The sequence below is a fragment of the Acidobacteriota bacterium genome (assembly GCA_028874215.1).
Classification (GTDB): Bacteria; Acidobacteriota; UBA6911; order RPQK01; family JAJDTT01; genus JAJDTT01.
Window position 1 is genome coordinate 25,206 of sequence record JAPPLF010000111.1, and the last position, 20,247, is coordinate 45,452.

The 20,247-nt window shown below is 63.8% G+C and carries 15 protein-coding genes; 6 read left to right on the top strand and 9 right to left on the bottom strand.

From position 1 onward, the window contains the following. Positions 1–59 precede the first annotated feature (59 nt). The 6 genes from OXT71_22605 to OXT71_22630 all read right to left on the bottom strand — a co-directional run bounded on the left by OXT71_22605 (position 60) and on the right by OXT71_22630 (position 8,807). Positions 60–812 carry an ATP-binding cassette domain-containing protein gene (locus tag OXT71_22605; GenBank protein ID MDE2929189.1) on the bottom strand — a complete coding sequence of 251 codons (753 nt, stop codon included), beginning with the start codon at positions 810–812 and terminating at the stop codon, positions 60–62. After that, a complete protein-coding gene (locus OXT71_22610) occupies positions 809–1,804 on the bottom strand; it encodes an ABC transporter permease (protein MDE2929190.1) in 996 nt (331 codons plus the stop codon). The genes OXT71_22605 and OXT71_22610 overlap by 4 nt, the downstream gene beginning before the upstream one ends. A gap of 89 nt (positions 1,805–1,893) precedes the next feature. Further along, positions 1,894–2,778: a substrate-binding domain-containing protein gene (locus OXT71_22615; GenBank protein MDE2929191.1), complete on the bottom strand. Its 885-nt coding sequence runs from the start codon at positions 2,776–2,778 to the stop codon at positions 1,894–1,896. 155 nt (positions 2,779–2,933) lie between these two features. Beyond that, positions 2,934–4,283, bottom strand: coding sequence for a DUF1501 domain-containing protein (locus OXT71_22620; protein ID MDE2929192.1), 1,350 nt, complete (start codon positions 4,281–4,283; stop codon positions 2,934–2,936). A gap of 51 nt (positions 4,284–4,334) precedes the next feature. Continuing rightward, positions 4,335–6,851: a DUF1553 domain-containing protein gene (locus tag OXT71_22625; protein ID MDE2929193.1), complete on the bottom strand. Its 2,517-nt coding sequence runs from the start codon at positions 6,849–6,851 to the stop codon at positions 4,335–4,337. 33 nt (positions 6,852–6,884) lie between these two features. Next, entirely contained in the window at positions 6,885–8,807 is a 1,923-nt protein-coding gene (locus tag OXT71_22630) for a hypothetical protein (protein ID MDE2929194.1), read from the bottom strand. Positions 8,808–9,023: 216 nt separating this feature from the next. Between OXT71_22630 and OXT71_22635 the strand changes: the two genes are divergently transcribed. Together OXT71_22635 and OXT71_22640 are read left to right on the top strand one after the other, a co-directional pair. Then, the gene (locus tag OXT71_22635) at positions 9,024–10,175 is read left to right on the top strand and encodes a hypothetical protein (GenBank protein ID MDE2929195.1); all 1,152 of its coding nucleotides are present in this window, start codon (positions 9,024–9,026) and stop codon (positions 10,173–10,175) included. 20 nt (positions 10,176–10,195) lie between these two features. Beyond that, positions 10,196–11,083, top strand: a complete 888-nt coding sequence (locus tag OXT71_22640) for an SMP-30/gluconolactonase/LRE family protein (protein MDE2929196.1) — start codon at positions 10,196–10,198, stop codon at positions 11,081–11,083. Between the two features lie 20 nt (positions 11,084–11,103). On the opposite strand, the gene OXT71_22645 is transcribed toward OXT71_22640, so the two are convergent. Then, positions 11,104–11,919: an SDR family oxidoreductase gene (locus tag OXT71_22645; protein ID MDE2929197.1), complete on the bottom strand. Its 816-nt coding sequence runs from the start codon at positions 11,917–11,919 to the stop codon at positions 11,104–11,106. 81 nt (positions 11,920–12,000) lie between these two features. Here OXT71_22645 and OXT71_22650 point away from each other — a divergent pair, with 81 nt between their 5' ends. The 4 genes from OXT71_22650 (at position 12,001) to OXT71_22665 (ending at position 16,071) form a co-directional block, all read left to right on the top strand. Continuing rightward, entirely contained in the window at positions 12,001–12,801 is an 801-nt protein-coding gene (locus OXT71_22650) for a hypothetical protein (GenBank protein MDE2929198.1), read from the top strand. A gap of 137 nt (positions 12,802–12,938) precedes the next feature. Then, a complete protein-coding gene (locus OXT71_22655; protein ID MDE2929199.1) occupies positions 12,939–13,784 on the top strand; it encodes an outer membrane beta-barrel protein in 846 nt (281 codons plus the stop codon). 148 nt (positions 13,785–13,932) lie between these two features. Continuing rightward, positions 13,933–14,298, top strand: coding sequence for a YbaN family protein (locus OXT71_22660; GenBank protein MDE2929200.1), 366 nt, complete (start codon positions 13,933–13,935; stop codon positions 14,296–14,298). A 63-nt stretch (positions 14,299–14,361) separates the two neighbouring features. After that, a complete protein-coding gene (locus OXT71_22665; protein ID MDE2929201.1) occupies positions 14,362–16,071 on the top strand; it encodes a hypothetical protein in 1,710 nt (569 codons plus the stop codon). A gap of 14 nt (positions 16,072–16,085) precedes the next feature. Here OXT71_22665 and OXT71_22670 read toward each other — a convergent pair whose 3' ends face one another. Further along, positions 16,086–17,426, bottom strand: coding sequence for a DUF1501 domain-containing protein (locus OXT71_22670; protein ID MDE2929202.1), 1,341 nt, complete (start codon positions 17,424–17,426; stop codon positions 16,086–16,088). A 25-nt stretch (positions 17,427–17,451) separates the two neighbouring features. Further along, positions 17,452–20,160, bottom strand: coding sequence for a DUF1549 domain-containing protein (locus tag OXT71_22675; protein ID MDE2929203.1), 2,709 nt, complete (start codon positions 20,158–20,160; stop codon positions 17,452–17,454). Positions 20,161–20,247 lie beyond the last annotated feature (87 nt).

A 20,247-nucleotide genomic window follows, 5' to 3' on the forward strand; every position in this document is an offset into this window, starting at 1 on the left:
TTCGGAGTCCGGCGGCTGGAGACCGCCGTTCCTGTTCGGCGGTCGGAGACCGCCGCCCCTTACACCAACAGGTCGTTCAGGTCGGCGGCGCTCACCTCTCCACTTTGCACGACCGTCTTGAGTCGGCCGCGCTCCAGTACGGCGATCCGGTCGGCGACGGGGACCACGTGATTCATGTTGTGGTCGATGTAGAGGATGCCCAGGCCCCGCTTCCTGGCCTGGTCGATGGTTTCGTGAACCCGGCGCACCTCCCGTACCGAGAGGGAGGCTACGGGCTCGTCCAGGATCAGCAGGCGCGATTCGAAATGGACTGCCCGGGCGATGGCCAGGGTCTGGCGCTCGCCTCCCGACAACGAGGCCGCCGACTGGTCGGGAGAATGGACACTCTCCAAACCGAAATCCTGAAGCCGTTCGAGGCAGATTCTTCTCATGGCGCTCCGGTTCAGGACCCTCACGCCGCGTGACTTTCTCCTCAATTCCTGACCCAGGAAGAAGTTCCGCCACAGGCTCAACTGGCCGATGATGGCCAGATCCTGATAGACGGTCTCGATTCCGCGCCGGCGGGCCTCCCGGGGAGACTCGAGACGGACCTCCTGGCCTCCGACCTTCATTCGTCCCGAGGTCGGCTTCAGATAGCCGCTGACGATCTTGACCAGCGTGGATTTCCCCGCCCCGTTGTCTCCGATCAATGCGACCACTTCGCCGGCGCCCAGAGAGAGGGTGACGTTTCCCAGCACCTCCACTTCGCCGTAGGTCTTGGAGATCTCCAATAACTCCACGACCGGCGGCGGCTGACCCATCGGCAGGTTCACGAGCTCCTCTCATCCCCACGGCGGGCTTTCTCGGCCCGGGCGTTGATCACCGCCACAACCAGCAGGAGGACGCCGATCAGCCCCGTGTAGTATTCCCCTCGGGTCCCGACCAGAATGAGGCCGGTCTTGAGGGCGCCCAGGATCAAGGTCCCCAGCAGCGTTCCCAGGATGGTTCCGCGAACCCCGAAAAGAGAGGTGCCTCCCATGACCACGGCGACGATGGCCAACAGATTGTAGTTCTCGCCCGAACTCACGCCGGACGACCCGAAATCCGCCAGTTGAAGACAGCCGGCCAATCCGGCCAACCCCGCGCACAACGCAAAGTTCGTCACCTTGACTCTGGAGACGGGCACCCCCATGGCCCGGGCCACGTTTCCGCCCGCGTGCCCGGCCGCCCGGGTCCAGTTTCCGTAACCGGTCCGCTCCAGGACGAACCAGAGGATGGCTCCCGCGACCAGCATCCAGAGGAACGGGGCCCCCACGGGCGTGGCCGGCACGTCCTCACCCATGAGGCGGATCACCGGGCCCTCCCGGCCATAGAGTTGGACCGGATAGCCGCCCGCCAGGACGCGATTCAGGCTGGTGACGGCGAACAACATTCCCAGGGTCACGATCAACGACGGGATTCGGGCCAGCGTGGTCAACAGTCCGTTGATCAGACCCACCAACAGCACACCGGTCAGGGCAAATCCCAGGGCCGGCGCCGCCGGCCAATCCAGATCGGTCATCAATCGGCCCATGAGGATGGGCGCCAGGGCGAAAGTCTGGGAGACCGAGAGATCGAACTCCCCGCTGATCATGAGCAGGGTCACGCCCAGGGCCACCATGCCCAACGAAGCCGAGAGAGCGGCCAGAGCGCTCAGTTGGGGAAAGGTCAGGAAGTTTCCGCCCGAAAGGCTCTGGAACAGAAGTCCCAGAGCCAGCAAACCCACCAGGGGACCTGACTCGGGACGCCGGAGTGTCCGGACCAAGAGTCTGTTCGCTCGCTTCAAACCTCGATCCCCTGATCTGGATTCTCGGATATGAATTCTGGTTGAACTATCTATAACTCAGGATGGAGAAACGCTTTTTTTTGTTCCAGCTACCCGAGGACACCCCGCTTGAACAATTCCTCCACCTGGTCGATGTTGGACCGGTCCACGAGAAACCGGCCCGGGTCGACGAACGGCGTTTCGAGGATGCCGTGCCTCAGCTTGAGGTAGAGGGCGACAACGGCGTAGTAGGCTTGAAGATACGGCTGCTGGCTCAGGGTGAGGGTCAGCGCCCCCTCCTTCACGCTCCGAATGGTGATCGCATCCAGATTCCAGCTCACGACCGGGATGTCCAGTCCCACGTCCATCTTCGCTCGCGCCGCCGCCGACCCCGTCAGTGAATCCCAACAGACGATTCCGCGGGTCTCGGGGTTGGCTGTCAGGTAGACCTTCATGAGCTGAAAGTTCTGGGCCGGGTCCAATCCCACCGGAAATAGCTCAATCCGCTCCCGAGTCCATCCGGCTTCGGCAAACACCTTGAGATAGGCGTTCTGGATGATGAGGTGCTCCGGAGAGTCCGGGAGCCCGTTGAACAGTACCAACGGATCGCCGGGCGTCAGATGCTCGAGGAACGCTTCCCCGCTCCGGCGGGCGGCTTCCATCTTGTCCAGGCCGACGGCCGTCTCCGACAGCCGTACGATCCGGGGATCGTTCGAAGCGAGCCCTTCGAAGTTGTTGAAGAACTGGACTGCGATCCCCCGGTCCAGGGCCTGCCGGGTGACCTCTTCAAACTCCCGTCCCCGATAGTCGACGGCGATCCCGTCCGGAGATCCGGCGATTACACTCTGGATCAGCGCGTTGATATTGGCCAGGCTGAACTCTTCAGGGGCGGCGTAGGTCACGGCCACCCCGGCCAAATCCTGGCCGGCGGCCCGGAAACCCCGGGCGACCAGATCCCAGAAGGGGTTGTTCAGCACCGCTCCGACGAGGGAGATTCGAATCTGCTCCCGCCGGCCGTCAGGGTCAGCCCCGGTGCAGGAGGAAAGCAGTGCAGCTGCCGAGGCGGACCCACCCAGCAGAAGGTCTCGGCGCGGGAACCGGTCTCCGGATCGAGTTGTGGAAACCCGAACGGACGGGATACCGGACCGTCTCAGACCAACTCCTTGAGAGGCACTCCGGTCATGTCGTCGATGGAGTTGGCGATCTTGATGGGACGACCGGTGGGGCTCATCAGTTCCTTGTTCCAGTCGATTCCCAGGGCCTTGTAAATCGTGGCGTGCAGGTCACCCATGGTGACCATGCGCTCGGCCACGTAACCGCCCCGTTCGTCGCTGGCGCCGACAATCTGTCCCCCTCGGATCCCCCCGCCTCCCAGGGCCACAGACCAGCACTCGGGCCAGTGGTCGCGGCCATTGTTCGGGTTCATGTGGGGGGTGCGGCCGAACTCGCCCATCACCAGGACTACGGTGGTTTCCAGGAAACCCCTCTGGTGCAGGTCCTCCAGCAGGGTCGATAGCGCCCGGTCCAAAGGAGGCACCAACTCGTCCCGGTGCTTGGCGTCGTTGTCGCCATGCGTGTCCCAAACGTTGTGGCTGTAACCGGAGGCGGTGACGAAGCGGCTGCCGGCTTCCACCAGGCGCCGGGCCAGCAGGACGCTCTGCCCGAACTTGTGCTTGCCGTAAGCCTCCTTCATCTTCTCCGGCTCTTGAGAAAGATCGAAGGCGTCCCGGACCGCCGGGGACAGGATCATCTGAAGGGCCTTCTCCCGGAAGCCGTCCATGTTGGAGAACTCGGCCAACTCCACCTTCTGGCGGTAGTAGCTGTCCACAATCTTGAGAAAGGAACTGCGGTTCTCCAGGCTCTCCACGGGAAAGGACTGGGGCAGGACCAGATCTGTGACGTCGATCCCCTTCTCACCCCGGTCCGCCAGGATCATGGGATCGTAGTTGGCGCCCAGGAAAGCGGAACGAAACAGATCGTTGTAGCGTTTGGCGTCGGCCGAGTCCCAACCGGGGCAGAGGACATGCGGCGGTACTTCTCCCCGGGGGCCCAGTTCCTTGGTGATGATGGAAGGAAAGCTGGGGAACTTGTCGGCGGCGTTGGGGCGATGCCCCGTCAAAACATAGTGGTGCCCCTGAGGATGATTGTTCTCCTCGGTATGCATGGACCGAATCACGGAGAGCTTGTCCATGTGCCGGGCCGTCAAGGGCAGGATCTCCGAGATCTGGATGCCGTCGACGTTGGTGGCGATGGGTTTGAAGGCGCTGTTGGTTTTAGGATCCCAGGTATCCATCTGACTGGGACCACCCCCCAGCCAGAGGAGGATGCAGGCTTCCCCCTTTTTGGCTCGAGCCGCCGGAGCGGCCGGGCCGGCCATCAGGCTCTCCCACTCCAGAATCTGGCTCAAGCTGAGGCCGAGTGCGCCCACCGAGCCCACCCGCAGGAAATCCCGTCGACCCAGCTCCGCTTCGGTACAGGTCAGGCAACCGATTTTCTTCATGCGACTCCAAAACCTCCGCGATCCTGAGCCCGGGGCGGGCACGAGGTTCGGTTAATGGTTATACGCAAACTCCCTGGATGTGAGCAATGCCCAGGTCAGATCGGCGAACGCCTGCTTCCGGCCCGGCATCTTGATATTCGCCAACACCGCTTCCAACTGGTCTTTTTCCTCGCCCGTGGGCAGGCGGGACAATGACGCCAGGTAGAGATGTTCGATGATGTCCCCCTGCGGGGTCTCCTCCTGGACCAACCGGCTGATCCGTCCGCCCTCCCGGGTCAGTTTCTCGGTATAGGTCTTCCCGGCGTAGAGGTGCAGGGCCTGGGAGACGCTGGGGCCGGCGTCGCGCTCGGGGACCGCGTATCGCATCGGGCGGCCGTAAAGGTCCAGGAAATGCGAGAAATAACGCACCGGAGCCTTCAACTGGATGGCTCGCGTTCCTGGTGGAGGCTGTCCCTCCGGCGACTCCGGCTTCTCGTGAAAGACTTCCGGCACGCCGGCCACGTGGGAGATGGCGTCCAGCAGAACCTCCGCTTCCAGCGGCCTGGGCAGGAAATGGGAATAGTTGATCTGGTCGCCGCGGTTGTTCTCGTTCGGCCGGCTCGACAACTGGTAGGTTCTGGACTGTACGATCGTCCGAATCAGGCGCTTGAGGTCGTGGCCGTTCTCCCGGAAATCGGCGGCGAGCGCATTGAGCAACTCCGGGTGCGTCGGCGGATTGGAGGCCTTGAAATCGTCCACCGGATCCACGATCCCCCTCCCGAAGAAGTAGCCCCAGATCCGATTGACGAAGGCTTCGGCGAAGTAGGGATGAGAGGTGAGCCACTTGGCCAACTCCCGGCGCTGGTTGGGCCGCAACTCTTCGGCCAACGGCGTCCCGTCCAGGAATTCCGGATGGAGCACGGTCTTTTTCCGGGGATGCTTCAACGGCCCCGCCTTCCCCTTGTCTCCGTACCCGCCGGCCGGGTTGTCGAAGGCGATGTCGTAGTAGCCGATGAAGTCGAGATTCCCGAAGAAGGCGGCCAGCCCCCAGAACTGATCCTGGGACCAGGGCTCGAAGGGATGGTCGTGGCACTGGGCGCAGTCGAAGCGCCGTCCCGTGTAGACGCGCAACTCTTCGGAGAGGATCCGCTCCGGCTGCGAGTTGTTCTCATAGTAGTGCCGCGAGGGCCGGTCCCGTCCCTGGGCGTCCAGACGCTCCCGGGCCATCTGATCGTACGGCGTGTTGGACGCGACGCTGGTTCGAATCCACTCATAGTAGAGCTGGCTGTAGTTGGGTTCCTGCACCAGCCGCAAGAGATCGGCAAACCGGAAGGTCCAGAAATCCACGAATTCCGGCGAGTCCAGCAGAATCTCGATGAGCTGGTTCCGTTTGTCCGGACCCGGGTCCTCCAGGAACTCCCGGACCCGGTTCGGAGGCGGCAGGGTGCCGATGACGTCCAGGCAGACCCGCCTCAGGAATTCGGAGTCGTCCGAGAGCTCTGACGGAATCAGGTGAAACCGCTTCAGCTTGGCGATGACGTGCCGGTCGATGAAGTTCCACTCGGGGACTTCGGGATAGTCGGCGATGGGTTCTGCGATGACGCCGATGCGGGCGTGAACCGTGTGGCCGGCGGCTCGCACCAGGACGTTGGTCTCACCGGTCTTGACGGCGGTGACCACGCCGTCGGCATCCACCTTGGCCACGGCCCGGTTCTGGGATTCGTAGCGAACCTCCTCGCTGATGTCCCGGGTCCGGCCGTCGGACAATTTGGCCGTGACCGCCAAACGATGGACTCCCTTGCCATCCAGGACGATTTCCTCGGGGTAGACCGCCACCTCCTCGACCCGCGGAACGGTGACGCCTCCTTCCGGCTCGAAGGGAGCGCCTTTCCGGACCCAGTTCACGATCGCCCCGTATTCCTGGGAATCCGTATCGAAGCGGGGGCCGCCGCCGTGGGGAATGGCAAAGGTCGGTTTCTTCAGGAGAAGACTTTCGGCCGGCTCGGCCAGATCGATCCGCGGAACCAGCGGTTCACCCGCCTCTGGCGAGAGCACATGGTAGACGCCCCCCCTCACGATCCAGTCGTAATCCTCGCGTGGATTCAACGAGTTGAGCGACAGCTTGAAGCCGCCCCTGCCCTTGACTCCACCATGACAGCCGCTGCCGTTGCAGCCGCTCTTGGTGAGAACAGGTGAGACGGCGCGCTCGAAGCTCAGCGGGGTTTCCCTTCCCGAATCCACGACTCGCACCGCGGCCCTGAGTGTGTGGCCCTGGATCTCGGCTTCGAGTTCCGTCTCGCCATCCGCCAGAGCGCTGACCTTGCCCGCCTCGTCGACGTTTGCCAGGCCCGTATCTCCGAGGCCGAATCGGCTTGAAGAGGTGAGGTCCCGCTCCAAACCGTCGGCGAACCTCCCGATGACCAGAAACCGCTGCGAGGCCCCCTTCTCCCGAAGCGTGGCCGATTCGGGAAAAATCCGAGCCGACAGCAACGCCGGATCATGACTCGGAGCCGGCCGCATGGAGTGGCTTCCGTAGGCCGCGGAAAGACCGAGCCAGAGGGAAGCGATAGAGGTGAGGAACGATCTCATCAAGGGATCCTTCTCCGTCAGGATTGCAAAAGTTCAAGATTGTGGAGGCGCCACCACCATCAAGGGAACCACGCCCACCGGAATCAGCGGTCCCATTTCTCCGCCCACGATGGCCCGGGCCTTGACTCGCACCATGCGAGGAAGGTTCGTGGTCGAGGCCCCGTCTTCGGCCATCAGCGTAATGGAAACCTTCTGGGTCTCGGGACGGAACATATGTTTTTCCGATTCGTCGAAGGCGGGAGGACGTTCCTCCTCCGGAACCGCCGTCGCATAGGCGTGCACGCCTTCCGGAAGGTCTTCGACGACGAGGGCGACCTCCCCCTCGAATTTCTCTTCGCGGTCCACGGTGACGGTCAGCCGGCTGGCCTGACCCTGCACGATGTTGAGGCGATCCGGCTCCAGCTTCAACTGTCCGACGTGGGGAATTTGAGGCCGGATCAACACGCGGTAGGCAAAATCGGAACCTGCGTGGGCGGTCGTCAACTCGCGAATCTGCAGCGTGTATTCGCCTCCCCGGTCGAAGGTGTAGATCATCTTCGATTCGAGTTCACGGAACAGCATGACGTTGTTGCCCGTGACTCGATTGTAGATGGCGCTGAAGACCACCTCCTGCTCCTGGTCCAGAACCTGCACCCAGGGAACGAAGACGGGAACTCCGGCCCGGGGGGTCTCGACTTCCACCGCCACGGCCTGGCCCGCTTCTGCCGTAAATCTGACGCGGTCGGCCTTACCGGGACGATCGATGACCCCTTCCACAATCGCCGGCAGAGTGACTTGGGACGGTTCCGGAACATTTCCGGAAGTTCCTTCGATCCGATGAGTGGCAACGGCTCCGAGCAATTCGGGTGCCGGAGCCGGTCCGGCGGCGTCATCCCCTCCGGCGACGCCCGAGGAACCGGCCGATCCGATCCCTTCCTTCATTTCTCTTGCTCCCCCGGCCTGGAGAACGGTTCGCCTGGACAGTTCCTGGAGACGGGCCGGGGAGAGGTTCACCTGGAACCTTCTTTCGAACCACGCGTGAGGATCGGAATGCGCCAGCGGCCAGGAACTCCTGTCAGCGGAGATCTCTTCGACTTCCGCGTCGGCGATTCGAAGTTGGTAGACGAAATCGGGTCCGCCCCGGTCGTCGAAGCCCTTGACGGCGATCAGATAGCGCCCCGATTCGCCGAACCGATGCTTCAGGCTCGCCCTGCGGACTTTCCCGTGCTCGGCGAACAGGCCGGCTTCATGAACGACGGGGTCATCATTGAACGCCAGCGTCCGGAGGCGGTGCGGGTCCACCCAGCTCGGTTCATGCCGATACAGATAGAGGAGCATCTTGGGGATCGGCCCCTTGCCACGGGCCGGAAAAAAGACTTCGAAATAGAGTTCACGGCCCGCGTCCACGTCGAAGCTGTAGTAGTCGACTTCCCCACCCAGCGACCGGCCGATCAGTCCGTTGACAGCCACCGGATATTCCAACAACTGTCCCTGAGTCGGACGGCCGGGTCCGGTCCGGCTCGCGTCCTCCAGGATCAGAGGCTCCCGTTCCGAACTCACTCGGAACGGAAGAGGGTCGGAGACGCCCCTCGGGGACACCAGACGGAGAGAATAGCCGCCGATTTCGGCGTCGGGCGAGATCTCCACCTCCACGGTGACCCGGTGGCTCAATGGGACCGACCCAATCGCATAGGGTTGATCTCCAACCTCATCGATCTCTTCGATCCGCTTCACTTGGCCGCGAAGCGCGCTGCTGTTGGTCCAGACGGCATAGGCGCCCTGGAGCGTCTGTCCCTTGATCTGAACCTCCGCGACCGCTCCCCGCTGCCCTCCCACCGGATGGATGTAGAGCGCCCGGGGGTCGCTCGGCAGAGTCTTCTCTTCGGCTTGAACGGGAGGGATGGCCAGGGCTGCGCATACGAACAGAAAAACCGCAGGCAGCGTGTGGGAAACGAATCTCTCAATTTTGGAATTCATCGTCTTCAACCCAGGGGATACTTTGCAGAGACCATCAACACTCTGATCTGACCCATTTTGGCGATACACGTACTATGAATCATAGCACAAAGCTGCGTCGATTTATTCCACACCATCGACAGCCGGAATGGTCCAATTCGGACTTCGAGCAGACCCCGTTTCGTTGCGCTGCTCCGACACCATGGGCTACCCTGAGTTTCCCTTCCGGGACTACGCATGGACACCCGCGATCGTTTCGAAGCCGCCTACACCGGACGACCCACCGACCGGGTTCCGGTCTGCGCTTGGCTGGGAATGCCGCTCCTGCGGCGGCTCACCGGTCAAGGACCCCGCGCCGTACTGGAGGGCCTGGTGCAAGACCCGCTTGAGATGGTCCGGATCCAGGAGGACCTGGGCCTGGACCCGGTGGTGGTGACGCCGGACGAGCGCCGGTTCTCCATGCACCGCTATCCCCGGCTGCTCTACAGTTGGCCGGAAGAGGCACTGGAGACCTGGAGGGTGGAAGAAGAGGTCCAAGAGGACGCCCGGAACTTTCGCACCCACCGTTTCACGGCGACCACTCCCGAGGGACCCGTCACCTGGAGCTACCGGATGGGCGAGGGACAGGTGGCCGAGGTGGAGCCGGCCGTCAAGAACGAGCGCGACCTGGACCTCTGCATTCGCTACCTGCCGGAGCCGGAGAGCGTGAACCAGGACAGGCTGAAGGCCATGGTGGATGCGGCCGGAGACCGGGCCTTCTTCATGCACTGTTTCATGGGAGTCTGGGGCGAGGCGTCCAACATGCGCGGACTCGTGACCATGGCCTGCGACCTCATCGACCAGCCGCGGTTCGTGGAGAAGTTCTCCGAATTCCTCCGGGACCGGGCCATCCGCCGGGTCCGCCACCTGGCCGCCACCGGAGTTCATTCCATTCTCTACGACCAGTCGTGGGTCGGGATCGGATTTTCTCCCCAGCAGTTCCGGAGCTTCATGTACCCCTACGACAAGGCGGTGGTGGAAGCGGCCAAGGAGGCGGGGTTCCTGGTCAGCTACCACAACTGCGGCTGCGGCCAGGCCTTCATCGAGGACATGGCCGACACCGGCGCCCATTCGCTGGAGACGCTGACTCCCAAGACCTCGTCGGGCGACTTCGACCTGGCCGAGTCCAAGCGCCGGGTCGGGGATCGAATCACTCTCAACGGAGGATTCAACGAACGCGTTTTGCCGGAGGGCGGGACCGAGGCGGTTCGGGACGAAGTGAGACGCTGCCTTGACGCGGCCGCTGCCGGAGGCCGCTACGTTCTTCGGTCCACCGGCCAGATCATGGATTCGGCTCCGGGAAACATCCAGGCGTTTGCGGAGGCCGGCAAGGAGTACGGCCGGTACTGAATCCGGCAGGAGCAGAGTCCATGACCCGCGGATCCCCTGAGTACCAGATCGCAGCCGATCTCCGTTGCACGGTCGGGGAAGGGCCGGTCTGGCACCCCGGCGAGGGCAGGCTCTACTGGACAGACATCCTGTCGAGCCGGATCTACTGGTACGAACCCGCCACCGGCGAGAGCCGGCTCTGTTACGAAGGCCGGATGGTGGGCGGGATGACACTCCAGGCAGACGGCTCGCTGCTGTTTTTCATGGACCGGTGCACCGTGGCGGTCTGGAGGGACGGCCGGGTCGCCGGAACGCTCCTGGAGGAGATCCCGGCCGAGTCCGGCGGGCGTTTCAACGACGTCATCGCCGATCCCGGGGGCCGGGTTTTCGCCGGCGCCATGCCCTTCGAAGATCTGGAACGGAAGCGGGGACGTCTTTACCGGCTGGATCGCGACGGATCATACGAAGTGGTGCTGGAAGGGGTTGGAATCCCCAACGGCATGGCTTTCACCTCCGACCGCCGTTCCTTCTACTTCATCGACTCCCTGGAAAACGTGGTCTGGAAATTCGACTACGATCCCCGCACCGGCGACATCGGCCGGAAGCGCGCCTTTCTGCGATTCGACGCCGCCCGCGACGGGCACGCCGACGGCATGACCCTGGACGCCGAGGACAACCTCTGGATCGCCATGGCCATGGGGGGAAAGGTGCTCCAGTTCGGCGCCGACGGCAGCCGGAAGCGGACCATCGAACTGCCGGCCAGGTTCACCGCCAGCGTGGCCTTCGGAGGAGAGGACCTTTCGGACCTCTACGTCACTACCGGGAACCATCCGGAAGACGAGGACCTGGGACCGGCGGCCGGTGCCCTCATCGTCCTCAAGCCCGGTTCCACGGGCGTGCCCGAGTTCCGGTCCCGCCTCGGGACCTGACTCCCGGAACTGCCCCCGATTCAGGGAACTCCCACGTAATCCTCTCCGAACCGGAAACGGCGCCGGCCACGGAAATCGCCCGTATTGGGCATGATCGCCAGTTGGCCTCCGTCGATGACCAGCGTTTGTCCCACGATGTAGCGCGATTCCTCGGACGCCAGAAAGACGGCCAGACGGCCGATGTCCCGGGGAGTGCCGACGAAACCGGCGGGCAGCGTCTTCCCGGCCGCTTCCCAGTCGAAATTCTCTCCCAGGACCCTCTCCTGATTCGGGACCCGGACCCAGCCCGGCGCGATGGCGTTGACGCGAACCCCCTTCTGGATCAGCTCCAACGAGACCTCGCGGGTGAACGCCACGATGGCTCCCTTGGAGGCGGCGTAGACCGAGTGCTCGACCAAACCCGCATAGGCATGGACCGAAGTCAGATTGATGACCGCGCCCCTATCCTGTTCGACCATTGCGGGCAGCACCGCCTGGGTCAGAAAGAACATGGCTTTGAAGTTGATGTCGAAGAGAGTGTCGAATTGGTGGGGACTGGTCTCCTCGAACGGGCTGTTCGCCGTTACGCCGGAGTTGTTGACCAAGACGTCGATTCCGCCCAGAAGCTCTGCCGAGGTTGCCGCCAGGCCCTGGACCGACTCCATCCGACGGAAATCGGCGCCCACGGCAAAGGCTCGCCCCCCGGAACTCCGGATCTCCTCCACGGCCGACTGGCAGCCGGCGCTGCTGTGACAGTAGTGGAGCACCACCGCGGCTCCCTCGGCGGCGAACTCCAAGGCGATGCCCCGCCCAATCCCGGTCCCCGCGCCCGTGACCAGGACGCGCTTCGCCTCCATCCTCCCACTCTTCTCATTGGCCATGATGGTCCCCCCCGTGAGGCATAATTAATGCGAATTCTAGTTTCTGGAAAGAAGGCTATGCAACACATCCGCCAGCCCGCTCACAGGTCCGGCATCTCGTGGCGCGGAGCGATCCCTGCCCTTTCGGCAATGCTTGTATTGGCGACCGGAATGCCGGCCGGCGCGGCGAGCGACGATTCGGATTCGGGCACGGCGGAGACCTATACCGGAATCTTCATCGGCTCCGGCCTCTCGGGCAACCGGATCGTCGACATCGAAGGTTTCGCAAACTGGGGTCAACCGGGATACCGGCTCGACTACGGCGACAACCGGTTCGTCGCCGGGGTGCTCCTGGGAACGAAGTTCGGCCTTGGGGGTGTCCGGCTCCGGGTCGAATTCGACGGCACGTTCGGCGACCTGTCCGGCAGATCGAACCGGCTCGATCCCGAAGGGCTGGACGAGACGGCCGGTTCGAATATCGATTGGGTCGCCACGGGACGTGTCGGTTTCGACCTGCCTGTGGGGGTGGCGACGGCATTCGCCACCGCCGGCCTGGCGGCTGCCGGCGTGACCAACTTCGTCACCGACATCGACTCGGGCCGCGACATTCTCCCCCATTGGGACCCGGACGATTCGTTTCGCGCCGGCACGACCGGCCTGGGTCCGGTGATCGGCGCCGGCATCGAGGCCCCGCTGACCGGTGCCTGGAGGTTTCGGATTGAGGGTTCGTTTCTTGACTTCGGCTGGAGCACCCATACCGTCAACCACTCCGGGAACAACCGTTGCGGACCGGGAAACCCCCGCCGGCCGTGTCCTTACAAGGTGAGAAACCGGTTGGGCATCGTCCGCTTCGGCCTGATTCACCGTTTCGGTCCGTAGAGGTGTTTGGGGCGCGCGTTGAGGAGTCTGGACGGAACTTGCATCACCGATCGGCCTCCAGTCAAACTGTCAGGAGCATTCAGTAGACTCCGCCCGAAGCCGTCCACGAAACACTTGTCCCTGATGGAGTTTCATTGATGAACCGAGCGGCCCGGCCACGGCGCCTCCCCCCATTATCGATCCATCGAGGGTTGTCCGCCGTATCGGTGACCGTACTCCTGATCCTCTTGGCCCGGATGGTCCCGGCGCTTGCCCAGGACCGGGGCTTTTACGTCGGCGTCACGGCTCCCATGGAATATCTCGACGTCACCTTCGAGAAGACCGTCGACAACACCGACCCGAACACTCTGGTGCCTGCGCCGCAGGCCGGCCAGATTCTCCAGGACCAGGATTCCTCCAAATCCCTGACCTATGGATTCGGCTTCGTAGCCGGCTATCACCTGCCCTTTCCGGGGACCGGTTTTTTCGCGAGTGTCGAATTCGACGTCGAGCTGCCCCGCGGCACGGTGGACGGCCGATTGCCGGGGATCGGATCGTCCCCCGGCCGCAATCAGCTTGGAGAGAGCTGGCCGGAAGACTGGTCGTTCGAGAAAAAGCGGAGCTACGGAGTGGCGTTCAAGCTGGGCGGCAGCCCCGGCCCGCTGAATTTCTGGGATCTGCGCCTCTACGGCCTCGCAGGCATCCGTCTCGTTGAAGCGGAGTTCACGACTCGCTTCAACGGCTGCCTGAGTCCCGTCCCCTGCGCAACCGGCGAGTTCACGTCGGGAACGACTTCCCGCGACCAGGATTACAAGGGCTGGGTGGCCGGCGCCGGAGTGGAAAAAATGCTCGGCGATCACATCGGGTTTCGCGCGGAGGTGCGCCGTCCGAAGTCTGGCAATGAACGCTGGACCACGCCCTTCAGCGACGTTGCAGTGACCGTCCCCGCCAGTGTGACGGCCCGCGGCACCCACCTGTCGATCGGCCTGATCACCTACTTCTAAAAAAGACGTGATATTAGCGGAGACAACGCGAGCAGCAAGACGCCATCAAGGACCACCATCTTTCACGCGCCGATCTCCAGACCGACAATCCCCTCCAATGCCACGGGCGCCCCGATACCTCCTCTACACACCGTAGTAACCTGAACCAATGCTGATCAGACCCCTTCTCGTCGTCGCCGGGAGCATCTCGGTGGCGCTGGGAATCGCCGGCATCTTCCTGCCCCTGCTCCCCACGACCCCCTTTCTGCTACTGGCCGCCGCCTGCTACGTCCGCAGTTCTCCCCGCCTCTACCGTTGGCTGATGAACCACCGCTGGACCGGGGATTACATTCGCGACTATCGAGAGAAACGAGGCCTGCCGCTTCGGACCAAGATCCTGCTGGTTCTGCTGCTCTGGGCCACCGTCGGCTGGTCCGCCTACCAACTCCCGCATCCGTGGGTGCAGGCACTTCTGGCCATTGTTGCCATCGTGATCCCTGTCGTCATCCTGCGTCTCCCCACCCGCAAGCCGTGACCCGTTGACAGGGCAGACAACCGGATCTCTGCTATTCTTCTGGACCATGACCGAGAGGACTCCATGACCCTTGTAGACTGGCTGCTGGTCGTGGTGGTCAACCTGGGCATCGTCCTCTACGGCCTCATCACCTTCAAAGGCATCCGGAAGAGCTTCGACTGGTACCTGGCCGCCAAGTCCCTGCCCTGGTGGGCCGTGGGACTCTCCGCCTTCTCCACCGCCGTGGACAGCGGCGATTATGTGGCGATCGCCGGCGGCGCCTACCGCTTCGGCCTCTCCCAACTCACCCAGTGGTGGCTGGGCATTACCGCCGGCTGGTTCGTGCTCAGTTGCTTCGTCATCATTCCCATGTACCGCTCCGGCGTCTACACCAACGCCGAGTGGCTCGAGTTCCGGTTCGGCCCCCTCACCCGGATCCTGGCCGTATTCATCAACATCCAGTCCCGCACCAACGTGGTGGGCAACATCTTTTTCTCCCTCTACCTGGTCCTGCACATCATCGGAGAGCTGGACGCCACCTGGGCCTGGGTGGTCGTGGTCCTGGTGGCGGCGACGGCCGTGGTCTACGTGGTCACCGGCGGGCTGGAGTCGGACGTCATCACCAACGCCCTGCAGGCCGTGGCCATGATCGTCTCCTCGCTGGTGCTCTGGGGGGTGGTCTGGTTCAGCACCGGCGGCATGAGCGGCCTCACCAGGAAGCTGGCCGAGGTGGACGAATCCCTGCCCGGGGAGCTGCTCCACGTGGGGGGCTACACGCCCGAGGGCGCCACACCCATCCTCATGGTCTTCGGGCTGGTGGTGGTGCTGGTCACCTACGCCGTCATCAACCAGTACGAGGCCATCCGCTTCCTGGGGGCCCGGTCGGAATGGGACTTCAAGATGGGCGCCGTGCTGGCCAGCGTGATCACGGCCGTCTGCCTCTGGTTCAACGTCAGCCTCGGGCCCTTGGCGCGGGCCCATTTTCCGGATCTGGCGATCATCGACTCCGCCTATCCCATGCTGGTCCGGGAGTACCTGCCGGCGGGCCTCATCGGCCTGGTTCTGGCCGGTCTGGTGGCGGCCGGTTACTCGACGTTCGCCTCCATCGGCATGGGGATCTCGAGCCTCTTCGTCCGCGACGTCTACGCCCGCTTCCTGGTGCGCAACGCCACGGACGACCACTACACGCTGGTGGGCAAGATCGCGGTCCCCATCATCATCGCCCTGGGCTTCGTCTACGTCCCCTTCCTGGAGTCGGGAATGGTGGCCTTCTACCTGAGATTGGCCGGAGCCATCGCCGTTCCCCTCATGACCGTCATCCTCATGGGAGTCTTCACCCGGGTTCACCGGGCCACGGGATCCATGGGGCTGGTGGCCGGGCTGATCTACGGCTTTTCGGCGCTCATCGGGGAATACTACGAGTGGCCCCTCCCCTCCTGGTACACCAACCTCTGGTGGGCCTATTTGTGGAACCTGCTGCTGCCGGCGGCGGTGATGGTCGTCGCGTCGGGAATCATCACCCTGTTCCGGGGACCGGCCACGGACGAGGAGCTGGAGGGGCTCATCTACAGCCGGAAGGAATCGGACCGGGATCTCAAGTCGCTCATGGGAAACCGCCTCAAGGTCCTGGAGGGCACCTGGCTCCAGAAGACCCTGCTGCAGGCTCCGTCCAAGCCCCGATACCCCTTCCCGGTTCCGCCCAGCGGCCGGCTACCCTGGAGACTGCGGCCCGAGCTCTGGATCGGACTCTACCTGGTGGTCGCCTGCTGGCTGCTGTTCGTCGTCTTCTGGTAGGCGCCGCCGGGACGTCAACTGAACAGTTCTTCCACCGGCCGGCCGAAATCGGTGATGGGGACCGGCCGGCCGCCGGGCGTCATGAGAGGTTCTTCGGGATCGATGCCCAACGCCCGATGGATCGTGGCATGCAGATCGGGGATGGAAACGGGCCGTTCCACAATCTCCCTGCCCAGTTCGTCGGTGGCCCCGATGGCCTGGCCGCCCCGGACACCGCCACCGAACAGCACGACGGAGTAGCCGCCGCACTGGTGTCCACGGCCTCCCTGCCCGTCGAATTCCGGCGGGCGGCCGAACTCCGTCGCCACCACCACCAAGGTCCGGTCCAGCAGGCGCCGCCGTTCCAGGTCTTCCACCAGCACCGACAAGCCCCGGTCGAGTTGCCGGATCAGCAGGTGGACCCGTTTCTGGGCGAACGCGTGCGCGTCCCACCCGTAGCCGTTGATGAAGTGCAGGTTGAACGAGCACTCGACGAATCGAATTCCGTTCTCCACCAGGCGCCTCGACAACAACAGCCGCTGCCCGAACTCCTTCCCGTAGGCCTCGCGCAATTCAGCCGGCTCCTCCTTCACCGAGAAGGCGCTCTGAAACTTCGGGCTCATCATTTCAAAACCCCGATCCATGACCGAGGCGTAGGCCTGGACCATGGGCGTCTCGGCATGCTTCTCCAGATACGGCTCGGAGAAGCTCTTCAGCGTCCGGGTCCAGTCTTCATACTCCTGAACCGAAACCCCGCCGGGCAGCCGGAGCCCGGCCGGTCCGGCCTCCGTATCGATCAGGTAGACGAAGTTTGACTTGCCGCCCAGGAATCCCGGTCCCCTGGGCTGCATGGGATTGCCCACCACCACGTAGGCGGGCGCCTTGGGGTCAAATCCGCCCAGTTGATGGGCCACGATGGAACCGATGGAGGGGTAGACGATGGTCCCGCTCGCCAATCGGCCCGTGTGCACGAAGTCGACGGCCTGCGTGTGTTCGTTGAACCGGTGGTTCACCGACCGGACGATGGCGAAGCGGTCCATGCGTTCCGCGACCCGGGGCAGGTGCTCGCAGACCTGGATCCCCGGCACGCTGGTGGGGATGGGGTTGTAGTAGCTTCCCGCGATCTCCTCGCCGTTCCCCTTGAGCTTGGGGTCGAACGTGTCGAGATGACACATGCCGCCGGCCAGCCAGACGAAGATGCAGGTGTCGGCCGTCGCTTTCGGCCTTTCGCCGGAGTCGGTCCCGGTTCTTGCCGCCGCCGTCGCCTGGCGCGACGCAAATCCGCCTGCGACCGCGGACGCGCCCAAACCCGCGCCGAGCCGCGCCGTGGTTCCGAGAAACTCTCGCCGATGCATTGGGGACCTGGAGTGTTTCATGACCCGTCTCCTTCGATCGGACTCTTCATGGCAGAAAAATGAACTCCGGAGAGTTGAGAACGGCCCACAGGACCTTCTCCGCCTGGCGGCGGAAGGACGGGGTGAGGGCGGCCGCGGCGGGCTCCCCCTGCCGCACCTGCATGATGTATTCGTGAGCCGCGATGGCGTCCGTGATGGTGACCTCCCGGACCCGGGATTCTTCCCTTTGCGTCTCCCGAAGCTCCGGGGGAACGAGCCTCCGGTCCCAGACCGCCCCGAGCTCGTTCCGGAGCCAATCCCTCTCCCCATCGCTGGGAAGCCTGGAAAGAGTGTTCAGGAACAACTGCTCCCCGTATTGGTCCAGGGTGGCGGCTCGTTTTGAGAGCTCCGTGAAATAGGAACGGTCGGTGAATTTGACCAGCCGGTGCATCAACTCGCCGTTCGCCATGGCCAGGGGCTGCAGGGCGTGGGGGTCGTCGTTTCGCACGCTCACCGGATTCGGGCGCTGATCCCGCCACCCAAAGGCCTTCGCCAGCGTAATGATCTCCTGCAGCAGCGGCTTGGCCAGAACCGCCACGTCCTCTTCGTTGGAGAGGGAGACGATCTGCCAAGTGCGTTGAGGAACTCCGTAGTCCAGCTTCTGGTAGGCGATGCGCTCGCTCTTGAACGGCCTCCGCACCGTCACGTGGAGCGAATCGACGATCTCCTCCGCACGCATTCGGCGGGCCCCGGGCGCCGCGAAAAAGGGCCTGCCGGCGGCGTCCCGCAATTCGGCGAGTGTCTGGTCCCTTCGCCGCTGATAGGCGTGAGACTTGAGAATCAGCTCCTGGACATGCCGGACGCTGTAGCCGCTTCCGATGAACTCGTCTGTCAGGTATTGGAGCAATCCAGGATGGGAGACTGCAGACGGCGAGTCCCAATCGTCGATGGAGTGCGCCAGTCCGCGGCCCATGAACCTCTGCCAGATGCGGTTGACACCGACCTGGGCGAAACGGCGCTGGGAAACCAGCCAATCCGCCAGCGCTCTCCGGTGGGCGCGTACGCCCGCTCCGACCTCTTCAAGGTTTCGGTCATGGTCGAATACGAACGATGGAGGGATCAGGTCGCCCGGCTTGCTGGTCACCGGAACCGCCGGCTTGCGGCGTCCCGGGACTTCACCCACGCTGCTGGTCTCGGGAATTCCCACCGGCTCGCCTTCGAGCATGGCGGCAATCCCGAACAGGTCCCGCTGCCGGTACCGGTTCAGCGGGGAGTCGTGGCAACGGGCGCATTTCATGGTGGCGCCCATGAACGCCTGGGAGATCACATGGGCTTTCTCGGCCATGGGCACGTCGCTGCCGAAGGACTGATGAAAGCCCAGGGTCCCCAGTTGCTCGCGGGTTCCCTCCATGAGCAGGAGTTCCGTGGCGAACCGGTCGTATCCCCGATCCTCCACGAAACTTCGATGGATCCACTCCTTGAAAGGACCGGTGGAGTGCGGCACTCCGCCGTAGAGCTTCGGGTTCTCTCCCAGCAGGTCCTGCCAGTAACCGACCCAGGGATCGGCCCATCCGTCGCCGGTCATAAGGCGATCGATCAGCAGGTTCCGCTTGTCGGGATCCGAATCGCTGACGAACTCCCGGACCTGCTCCCAGGTGGGGATCAGCCCCCAGGCATCGACATGGATCCGGCGAACGAACTCGTAATCGTTGGTGAGTGGAGCGGGTTCCACCCCGTGGGAGGCCATTCTGGCGCCCAGGAAGCGGTCGATGAGGTTGAACTCGGGCATGCCGGCGGCCCGTTCGACCTCCACCGGCTTTCTGGCCGCGGCGGCGCGAGCCTGGTCCAGACGCTTCTGCTCCCAATACTGTTCCCACTTCGCCAACCGCGGCCTGCGAACCGCCTCCTCGACCTCTCGGTGACGCCGGGATTCCGCTTCGTTCCACTCGACCCACGCTCTCTCGGTGAAGGGAATGGGATCGCCCCGGCTCAGCAAACGCAGCCCGTCCTCGCCCTTTCGGTAAACGATGGAGACCTCCCGGTCCAACTTCTCGCCCGTCAGTTCGATCCTCAGGCGATATCGACCGGATTCGAGTGGGACCTTCTTCCCCAGTTCCTGGATCCCTGCGGGTGGCTGGGTATCGGAGAACTCGCCCTTCTGTCTCCGGTTCGCCTTCTCCAGTTCCGCCGCGACCGCCTTTTGAGTCTCTTCGTTCTGCTCCAGCAGCGCGTCTTCCAACCGCTGCCGCAGGAGGTCCTGCCGCGCCTGAGCCTCGGCCTCCCGCTGGGCCGCTTCGTCCCGGGCCTTCTTCTCGGCCGCCTCCTTGGCGGCTATTTCCGCCGGCGTCAGTTCCTTGGGCTTGGGAGGCGCGGATTCCAGGAGCAACCGTTCGTCCACGAAGAAACGGGCGTGCATGCGGCTCCGGAGGCGGAACTCGTAGCTGCCTCCCGGCAAGTTCACGTCGCCCTGGATCGTCAAGGCGAAGGGCCGGTTCCGCGGCATGGTCATTCCCGCGGGGGAGATCCGCCCGGGGAGCCCACTGATCCCCAACACGGGCGTCGTCCAACTCAACGAGGGCTCAAGTCCCTGAAACGACCACTCGTGGCGCCAATGGGCGGGCAGATCCTCGAACAGTTGAACCTGAAATCCGTCGCCCTGCGGTGGCGAAGCCTGCTCCGGCGAGCGCGCCACGGCCCAGCCGAGAGGCGCCAACAGAAAAATGCCAAGGATAGGGGGAGAAATCCTGGTACGGGCAGCGGACAGAAACCTGATCATCACCCGCTTCGTCTCGACTTGGGGACGGAAGAACGACTTTCTGGAACGACACTATACACCGTGGCGAACTTCCGCGATCAACCTCCC

Bases quoted from the DNA above. Each gene is read 5' to 3' on its own strand.
- OXT71_22670 (MDE2929202.1), bottom strand. From the start codon at position 17,426: ATGAAACACTCCAGGTCCCCAATGCATCGGCGAGAGTTTCTCGGAACC.
- OXT71_22645 (MDE2929197.1), bottom strand. From the start codon at position 11,919: ATGGAGGCGAAGCGCGTCCTGGTCACGGGCGCGGGGACCGGGATTGGG.
- OXT71_22650 (MDE2929198.1), top strand. From the start codon at position 12,001: ATGCAACACATCCGCCAGCCCGCTCACAGGTCCGGCATCTCGTGGCGC.
- OXT71_22655 (MDE2929199.1), top strand. From the start codon at position 12,939: ATGAACCGAGCGGCCCGGCCACGGCGCCTCCCCCCATTATCGATCCAT.
- OXT71_22630 (MDE2929194.1), bottom strand. From the start codon at position 8,807: ATGAATTCCAAAATTGAGAGATTCGTTTCCCACACGCTGCCTGCGGTT.
- OXT71_22660 (MDE2929200.1), top strand. From the start codon at position 13,933: ATGCTGATCAGACCCCTTCTCGTCGTCGCCGGGAGCATCTCGGTGGCG.
- OXT71_22675 (MDE2929203.1), bottom strand. From the start codon at position 20,160: ATGATCAGGTTTCTGTCCGCTGCCCGTACCAGGATTTCTCCCCCTATC.
- OXT71_22625 (MDE2929193.1), bottom strand. From the start codon at position 6,851: ATGAGATCGTTCCTCACCTCTATCGCTTCCCTCTGGCTCGGTCTTTCC.
- OXT71_22635 (MDE2929195.1), top strand. From the start codon at position 9,024: ATGGACACCCGCGATCGTTTCGAAGCCGCCTACACCGGACGACCCACC.
- OXT71_22620 (MDE2929192.1), bottom strand. From the start codon at position 4,283: ATGAAGAAAATCGGTTGCCTGACCTGTACCGAAGCGGAGCTGGGTCGA.
- OXT71_22640 (MDE2929196.1), top strand. From the start codon at position 10,196: ATGACCCGCGGATCCCCTGAGTACCAGATCGCAGCCGATCTCCGTTGC.
- OXT71_22665 (MDE2929201.1), top strand. From the start codon at position 14,362: ATGACCCTTGTAGACTGGCTGCTGGTCGTGGTGGTCAACCTGGGCATC.